1 protein-coding gene is annotated in these 957 nt (G+C 50.3%); it reads right to left on the bottom strand.

Annotated features, from left to right (window positions below; genetic code table 11):
* Window positions 1-957 (bottom strand): TRAP transporter large permease (locus tag ABLT31_RS38755; protein WP_367761041.1); only part of this gene is annotated, 957 nt, incomplete at its 5' end.

Here is a 957-nt window from a genome sequence, read left to right as displayed (position 1 = left end):
TTAATCCACCAGCCACATGATCAATTCCGGGAACATCATGAGCAGGGCGAGAACGAGTAACATGATCGCGACGAATGGATTGACCCCTCTAAAGATCGCCTGCATTTTCACTTCCTTCGGCACAATTCCCTTGATATAGAATAAGGAGCCTCCCACAGGCGGCGTCAAGAACGAGGTCTGTAGCGCGACAGCCGCACAAGTGATCACCCATACCATGTCATAGCCATATTTCTGGAGCAAGGGCATGAAGACCGGAAATACGATCGAGACAATCCCTGGCCATTCCATAAAGATCCCGAGAATATATGTCACCACCATCATGCTAATAAACACGGCGGATCCGCTTAACCCTACGGCTTCAATCATTTGGTGAATGGTTTCATCTCCATCCAGTCCCAGGAACATCGAGGTAAAGGCATCCGCCCCAATGATAATGAACAACACCATCGTCGTCGTTTTCGCCGTTTCATACACCGATTCGCTTAGCATCTTCATACTGAACTTTCGGTAGCACACGGTGAGCAATAAAGCCACTGCGGCACCCACCCCGGAGACTTCTGTTGGAGTCGCAATTCCCGTGTAGATCGTCACCAGCACCGCCACAATCAGAATCGTCATCGGCACCGAACTCACCATAAAGTTCTTGACGATTTGTCCGGTAGTAACCGCGCTGAGTTCCTCTTTACTTATGGCCGGTCCCATATGCGGTTTTCTCCAGCAGAGGAACACCACATAGATGCAATAAAAGAGGGATAGCATTAATCCCGGCACAAAGGCCGTTTTAAACAAATCCCCGACCGATACCTGGGCATAGGATCCCATCACCACCAGCATGATGCTCGGCGGGATCAAAATCCCCAAGGTTCCCCCTGCAGCCACCACGCCAGTGGTTAACCCTTGATCATAGCCATACTTTAATAACACGGGAATGGAAAGCATCCCGATCGTCACCACGGA

It is taken from the genome of Ammoniphilus soli, assembly GCF_040813775.1.
The sequence above is the reverse complement of the archived record's forward strand: the minus strand, read 5'-3'. Positions and strand labels throughout refer to the sequence as shown.